The sequence below is a fragment of the Citrobacter sp. wls718 genome, from assembly GCF_005280945.1.
GTDB classification, from domain to species: Bacteria; Pseudomonadota; Gammaproteobacteria; order Enterobacterales; family Enterobacteriaceae; genus Citrobacter; species Citrobacter gillenii.
The window spans coordinates 23,030-29,907 of record NZ_SZWV01000068.1 but is presented as its reverse complement, the minus strand read 5'-3'; the positions used below and the strand labels follow the sequence as shown (position 1 = coordinate 29,907).

Here is a 6,878-nt window from a genome sequence, read left to right as displayed (position 1 = left end):
GGCGATAAACATCATCCACGCCACACCCGCAATATACAGCGCAAAGGTCCAGAACTTTTTATTACGCAGCAACTGGAACACATCACCAATTACAATCTTATCCTTCGACAGGACGTTATTCTCTTCCTGACCGAAATGATCGACTTTCAGCGTCAGCAAAACGGCAAACATGCACAGAGCGGACACGGTGCTGATAACAAAGTTAATTTTTGGCGAAATATTATAGAGAAAACCGGAGAATGATGATGCTGTCGCCCAGCCCAATGCCGCCCACATGCGGATGCGGCCAAACTCCATGTCATACAGGCGGCTAAAACGGTCAACATAGGACTCTTCCGCCGCCACACCGGCATACCAGCCAAGGCTGAAAAAGAGTGCTCCGACGATCATCCCGCTGACGAAATGCGTTTGTAGCAGAGGTAAGTAGCACCAAATATAAAACGGAGCCATCAGTGCCGACACGATGCAGACAAAATAGAGCAGATGCTTTTTCATGCCCATTTTATCCATGATATAGCCGTATACCGGTTTGATGATCACAGCAAATACGCCGTTAACGGCAAATACGGTGCCGATCTCTACGGCATCCAGCCCGGCTTTATCTCCCAGCCAGATAGCGTAAAGGCCAAAACTTGCCGCCCAGGTAAACGTAAATAAAAAAACAAACAGACTAAGTTTGATGTATGCCGAACGCGTCGACTGAACAGGGTTCATCATTATTTTTCTCCGCACATGCGTCAGTTATTTTATTTCCAGCATTTTCGAATCCAGCTTCAGCACCTGACTGCCGCAGTCGAACGCCATGATTACCGGCGGCGGTAAAGACGAATGCATCGTGGCATTGATGGCGCAGGCCAGCCAGTGGGTGCCCGGCGTGAGCGTAGTGCTCAGACAAGGGATCTCTGCCGGTGAGGCAAACACAATATTGCTATTTGGCGGCGTGGTAACCGTCAGTGGCTGGCGCGTTGCCAGAAGATCAACCACCTGACACACACCGCTACTGGTGGTAAGCGTTAGCTGGTTTTCCGTGGTTTCGTTATGCGTGAGTTGGTGACGATTAACCGCAAATCCGCCTTCCACACAATCCAGAGTTCGCTGAGTCTCTACGCGATGAATACGAACATGCCCGTATTCATAGGGAATAAGCCAGGTCGTGACAATGACATCTGTCCACGGACGCCACACGCTTCGAATCAACGCGTCCGTCATTTCAACAGACTCGCACTCACGGCGCCCACGCCAGTAGTTGTCCTGTTCACTGAACATCAGCATGGAGTCGCAGGCGGCATGGTTCAGGCCATAGATCCCGCGTTCGAGGGTAAAACCAAAATGGCTGGAGTAGGCAAACTTGCCGTACTTAGCATCAAAGTTAACGAAGTTATTACGATCGTACTGCCCGGACATCAGCAGCGTGGCATGGCGGTTGTCATCGCTATGGAGAATAAATTGCCCGGCTTCCTTGATGGGATGCACAATGTCCAGCTCAGGCAACTCTGCAGGTTCTGCCTGCCAGAATGCGCTCTCCTCCGGCAGCGCCAGAATCAGTAATGCTTTGCACGCCCAGTACGGCGAACCGGGGCTGTTGTAATCTTCAGTCATCACCAGATTAGGGTAGGTATAACCGAGAGAAAATAACCCGTCGTGACCAATAAACGGTTGTGACATCCACCAGTCGAGATGACGCAATATCAGCCCTTTGACCACCGGCGTAGAAAAGGCGTCCAGCCCGGTAAATGCTACCGCGCTCCAGAAAGCGACCTGTACAAAACGATAGGTCAGGCTGCGACCAAACGGAATGGCATTACCATCGCAGGTAAAATAGTGGATGTAATCTTTAGCAAACTGACGTGCTCGCTGGCGATAGCGCAGGCAGCGTTCCGGATCAACATCCTGCATAAAGTGGCTGTAGAGCAGGCTGTAAAAATGAAAACCGCTGGAAATATAATAATCACGTGGCTTGCCTGCGCCATCGGAATACCAGCCGCTACCCAGCCAAAAGGGTTCAATGGCATTGAGATGTTTATCAACTACCATCATATCGTAATGGCATCCCGCGCACTTCAGCCCTACCTGCACCAGCACGGGAAAAAAATGCCAGTTATTATCTGGGATCTGAATATCCGCACTCTGGCGCAACCAACACGCCAGATTGCGTTGTTCATCGGTTGTTAAGGAATCCCATAGCCCAGTATTCGGCAGCGCCAGCGCAAGACCAAAGGCGGCCATTTCTACACAGCGCTGATCGTTATCGACCAGATTCCCCCAATAGTGTGGATGTTCAGGATCGCTGCCGTGCCGAATACCGTTGATAAATGTCTCACGATAATCACTCGCCTCTCCCCCGTTCAGTAACGGTGCCAGGAGCCACAGCAGACGAGCGAAGCCCTCTATTCCAGCAATATCCTCCGGGTACTGTGCAGATGTGTCGCCGATGTCCAGCCGTGTATAACTGCGTGTGAGATAGGGGATGGCGGATGCCAACCACTGCTGCGCCTTGTCTGCATACTCTTGCCTTTCCTGCATAATGAAACCTCGTTTCATTTGATGAAGTATTGGGCGCATAATAAGGATTTGGGCAGATACACAAATGTGATAATTGTCTTATTCCCGCACAACACTGGTTATGAAGAACAACATTCATCGGTTATGTGCGCTGAAAATTCCATTACAGTGATAAAAATATAAGTTTATTCACATCACCGGGTGAGACAGAAATGCAGCAGACGGAAGACAGTAGCTATCTTGAGCACATTAGTCTCAATGATAAATCGATTTACTTTAATCGGATGAAGGATATGCCAGCCAACTACTATCACTGGCATCAGTGTGTGGAGATTTTGTCAGTCTCTCAGGGGGTCGGTATCGCGCTCATGGAGCACCAGCAGTACACCGTCAAACCCGGGCGTGTTTTTATTTTCCCACCGGGAAAGCTACATAAAGTGTATGTCGAACAGGATGCGCGCAATATTTATCACCGTACCACCCTGCACTTTAACGGCCCGCAGATTGAACAGTACCTTCGAGATTTTCCGCGCCAGCAAATGCTGCTGCGCCAGTTGTGTGCCCGGGGAGAGAAAGCGCGGGTGTTTGATGTTGGCGACGTGCAACCGGTCATTGAAACGCTGCTGTGTCGCTTTGAAGAACAACTCAAAAGCCAGACCTTTAGCATCAGTGATAGCGCATTTCTGGTGATGCAACTCATTAGCCTGCTGCCGCATCAGGCACAAGCGACGGGACAAAATACCTTTTCAGTCAGTATTATCCGCTGGATCGAAACTCACTTTCACGAACGTTGCTCGCTGGAAGATATTGCCCATGAAATGGGCTGCTCGCGCGGGCATGCATCTCGCCGTTTTCATGAAGAAACCGGCGGTACCATCCAGGAATATCTGATGATGCGCCGCATTCGTCAGGCCTGTGAACTGCTGCTGCACACCGGCAGTTCAGTACGAGAAATTGCCGGCAAGGTCGGTTTCTCCGAATACGCCTGGTTTATTACCTGTTTTCGCAAGAATATGGGCAAAACGCCGCTGCAATATCGCAAAACATATGCTTCGGTATAGTTCTACTTTTGACAACCCGGACACCAGTAAAATGGTCTTGACGACAGCATCGTTCTTTCAATAATCCCGCCGCATCGCTCGCAGGCTTCACCGTCGCGATGAAAGACTTTAAAGCGAAACAGCGCCCCGTGATGCTTATTCTCATCAGCCAGTCCACGAGTGTTATAGGATAAACGCGGAATATCGAGCAGCGCCTGCGCCAGCGCGTCCAACTGTTGTTCGCTCAGCTGCGACGCTTTATGTTGCCCCGTCAGCCCAACCTGCCAGAGGATCTCTACCCGCAGGTAGTTACCCAATCCCGCGAGAAACGCCTGATCCAGCAGCAGGCCGGAAAACTGCCGATTGCGAAAACGCGGTGACAGCAGACGCGTTTTGACTTCAGCGGATGTTAAGTGCAGATCCAGCACGTCCGGCCCTACCCGCTGCAGGAAAGAGTGGGTAGTGAGCTGTTCTGGCGTCAGTATTTCGATATCCGACGCGCTATAGAGCAGGATAGTTTTATCGGCGGTTTGCAACCTGACGCGCAACACGCGGGTAGTCTCCGGGATATTCCCCGTGTCCACTACCCGCCAGACGCCGTACAGTTGATTATGGCTATATAACGTCAGACCATTGGAAAAATGGGTGAGTAAGGCTTTACCCCGCGTTTCGAGCTGGGTAATACGCTGCCCAATCAGTTGAGATTGATACGGTTTTAACTGCTCAAAGGCAAACCAGACATCCGCCAACGGTTTGCCTTTGACTGCCGCCTCCAGGGTATCCGCCGCGCGGCGGATCTCCGGGCCTTCAGGCATAATACTGTCCTTTGTTAATGTGTTGCACCGCCCGTCACGGCGATATCGCGCTCCACCTGTAACGCCGTGACGATGGCGATTTCCAGCGCACGACGCACCGTATCACTCGCCATACTTGGCGCACCGGGATGGACTGCGGCCTGCTGTGGAAGATAAGGGATATGAATGAATCCCCCCTTCACCGTCGGCGTATCTCGCAGTTTGTGCAGCAGCCCATACATCACGTGGTTACAGACGAAGGTACCTGCGGTTTGCGAAACCGATGCCGGAATACCAGCGCTGCGCATGGCCACCACCATGGCTTTGATCGGCAGTGTGCTGAACCACGCCGCCGGGCCATCGGCCACAATCGGTTCATCTACCGGTTGCTGGCCACGGTTATCCGCAATACGCGCATCGTCCACGTTGATGGCAACGCGTTCAACGGTGATGTCTGTACGACCTCCGGCCTGACCGACCGCCAGCACCAGCGACGGTGACAGCGTATCAATCGCACTATTGAGCACTGCCAGAGATTCGCCAAATACGCACGGCAGTTGGCGCGCCACGACGCGGCATCCAGCGATGATAGCATTGTCGAGCCCCGAGACCACTTCCCAGGAAGGGTTAACTGTCTCGCCGCCAAAGGGTTCAAATCCGGTGATTAATACCGTTTTCATCCTTCCTCCTTACAGGAACATCAGGAAATACATCAGGAACACGTTCACCAGCAACAGCAGGATGCCGGTCGGCACCTGCGCTTTAATCACCGCATTTTTATCCGGCAGCTCCAGCAGCGCCGCTGGCACGATGTTAAAGTTTGCCGCCATCGGCGTCATCAGCGTTCCGCAATACCCGGAGAACATACCAATTGCCGCCATCACCGCCGGATTGCCGCCGTGCTGCAAGACGAGGATTGGAATCCCAATCCCGGCGGTCACAATCGGGAAGGCGGCAAAGGCGTTACCCATAATCATGGTCAGCAACGCCATACCGATGGTATATACCGCTACCGCAATAAAGCGGCTGTCCACTGCCAGATATTCCTGCGTCAGATACGAAATGCCGCTGCCGACGCCCGCCGCCGTAAACAGCAGTCCGAGCGTGGCAAGAATTTGCGGCAGAATGAACGCCCAGCCGATGGAGTCCAGCAGACGACGCGCTTCCTGAATCGGCTGATGTGCCCGCTCATGGGTCATTTTAACCGCCATTGCCAGACCAATCAGCGAACCGGCGGTCATTGAAAACAGCGTCACCAGCGTGGCGTGATTCCCCGGCCCAAACAGCGCATTCTGTAAACCCGGAATATGATTGAACATCAGCACGCCGACAACAGTGACCACCGGGATCGCCAGCGCCGGGAAAAACAGCCGGTTGCCCAGTCGACTGGCGCTTTCTTCACGCTGTTGTTGCGTACGTTGATGGTAGCTGCCGAGCTTCACGCCGCCAAAACCGGCGATCAGCGCCAGTACGACCACCGCGATACCCACCGCGATATGCACCGTACGTTTATCGCCAAACAGTGAATAGGTCCAGTCACCCAGCAAAAACAGTAGACCGTACACGCCCCAGAACAGACCGGTGGTTAAACGCCGGGGGTTCGCTTTGTCCTGCCAGGACATCACGGCCACAATCAACAAGACCGCACCCGCCAGCCAGTAGAGATAGCTTTGCTGAAAATTCATTTCGCTTCTCCTTTCGCTGCGGCATTCGCTTTCGCGACTTCTCGTTGCAGATAGCTATCCAGCCGCCACAAGCGCGCACCGTGGATCAGGAAGGCACAAATCGCCGTTGGGATCCCCCACAGGGCAATGTGCAACGGCTCGGTCTGGATCCCGCCGGACTCCAGCATAAAGTTGTGCATGAAGATGATTGCCCCAAAGGCAACAAAGATATCTTCGCCGAAAAACAGCCCAACGTTATCGGTCGCCGCTGACATCGCACGCAGGCGATAGCGTACAGAGCCGGGCAGTTCACCGTGATTTTTCTCAGCGGCCCCTTCTGCCATCGGCGCCAGCAGCGGACGCACCATTTGCGGATGCCCCCCCAGACTGGTTAGTCCCAGCGCGGCGGTCGCTTCACGAATAAACAGATAGACAATCAGCAAACGGCCGCTGGTGGCGCTACGGATTTTCGCGATCCACGCCTGGGCGCGTTCTTTCAGGCCATGGCGCTCCAGCAGGCCGATGACCGCCAGTGGAATCAATAAGATAAACGGCAGGTTGCGGGTGTTGAGAAAACCTTCACCCAGTTTTTCGAGGATAGTGGCGATCGGCATATGCGCCGCCAACCCGGTGACGATCCCGGCAATGATAACCACCAATACCGGGTTAAAACGTAAAAGAAATCCGACCACGATGACGGCGATCCCCGTCAATGGCCAAAGAGAAATTACCTCTTCCATAGTTCATTCCTGTTAAAACTCGTCATACTTCAAGCTGCAGGTGCGTTGACTGCCTTCGTTCACCCCAGTCACTTACTTCTGTAAGCGCCTGGGAACTCACTCACTGGTCATCTTCCTGCAACTCGAATTATTTAGAGC

7 protein-coding genes are annotated in these 6,878 nt (G+C 53.0%); 1 reads left to right on the top strand and 6 read right to left on the bottom strand.

Annotation, left to right across the window (positions count from 1 at the left end; translation table 11 throughout):
• On the bottom strand, positions 1–714 hold a 714-nt coding region (locus FDW95_RS23800), incomplete at its 3' end, for an MFS transporter (protein WP_249359098.1).
• Positions 715–741: 27 nt separating this feature from the next.
• Positions 742–2,523 (bottom strand): DUF2264 domain-containing protein, encoded by a 1,782-nt coding sequence (locus FDW95_RS12790; protein ID WP_170972999.1) that lies wholly within the window; start codon positions 2,521–2,523, stop codon positions 742–744.
• A 191-nt stretch (positions 2,524–2,714) separates the two neighbouring features.
• Between FDW95_RS12790 and FDW95_RS12785 the strand changes: the two genes are divergently transcribed.
• On the top strand, positions 2,715–3,563 hold the full coding sequence (locus FDW95_RS12785) for an AraC family transcriptional regulator (protein WP_115259058.1): 849 nt from the start codon (positions 2,715–2,717) through the stop codon (positions 3,561–3,563).
• Positions 3,564–3,565: 2 nt separating this feature from the next.
• On the opposite strand, the gene nei is transcribed toward FDW95_RS12785, so the two are convergent.
• The 4 genes from nei to FDW95_RS12765 are packed head-to-tail and all read right to left on the bottom strand — an operon-like array spanning position 3,566 to position 6,740.
• Positions 3,566–4,357, bottom strand: coding sequence for an endonuclease VIII (gene nei, locus FDW95_RS12780; RefSeq protein ID WP_115259059.1), 792 nt, complete (start codon positions 4,355–4,357; stop codon positions 3,566–3,568).
• 14 nt (positions 4,358–4,371) lie between these two features.
• Positions 4,372–5,016, bottom strand: a complete 645-nt coding sequence (pcp, locus tag FDW95_RS12775) for a pyroglutamyl-peptidase I (protein WP_115259060.1) — start codon at positions 5,014–5,016, stop codon at positions 4,372–4,374.
• A gap of 9 nt (positions 5,017–5,025) precedes the next feature.
• Complete coding sequence (locus FDW95_RS12770) at positions 5,026–6,021, bottom strand: DUF979 domain-containing protein (RefSeq protein ID WP_096757849.1); 996 nt, start codon at positions 6,019–6,021, stop codon at positions 5,026–5,028.
• Positions 6,018–6,740, bottom strand: a complete 723-nt coding sequence (locus tag FDW95_RS12765; protein WP_096757850.1) for a DUF969 domain-containing protein — start codon at positions 6,738–6,740, stop codon at positions 6,018–6,020. Before FDW95_RS12765 ends, FDW95_RS12770 begins: the two co-directional genes overlap by 4 nt.
• Between the last annotated feature and the right edge of the window lie 138 nt (positions 6,741–6,878).

Coding starts and splice junctions, on each gene's coding strand:
- FDW95_RS12770 (WP_096757849.1), bottom strand. CDS start 6,021: ATGAATTTTCAGCAAAGCTATCTCTACTGGCTGGCGGGTGCGGTCTTG.
- FDW95_RS12785 (WP_115259058.1), top strand. CDS start 2,715: ATGCAGCAGACGGAAGACAGTAGCTATCTTGAGCACATTAGTCTCAAT.
- pcp (WP_115259060.1), bottom strand. CDS start 5,016: ATGAAAACGGTATTAATCACCGGATTTGAACCCTTTGGCGGCGAGACA.
- nei (WP_115259059.1), bottom strand. CDS start 4,357: ATGCCTGAAGGCCCGGAGATCCGCCGCGCGGCGGATACCCTGGAGGCG.
- FDW95_RS12765 (WP_096757850.1), bottom strand. CDS start 6,740: ATGGAAGAGGTAATTTCTCTTTGGCCATTGACGGGGATCGCCGTCATC.
- FDW95_RS12790 (WP_170972999.1), bottom strand. CDS start 2,523: ATGCAGGAAAGGCAAGAGTATGCAGACAAGGCGCAGCAGTGGTTGGCA.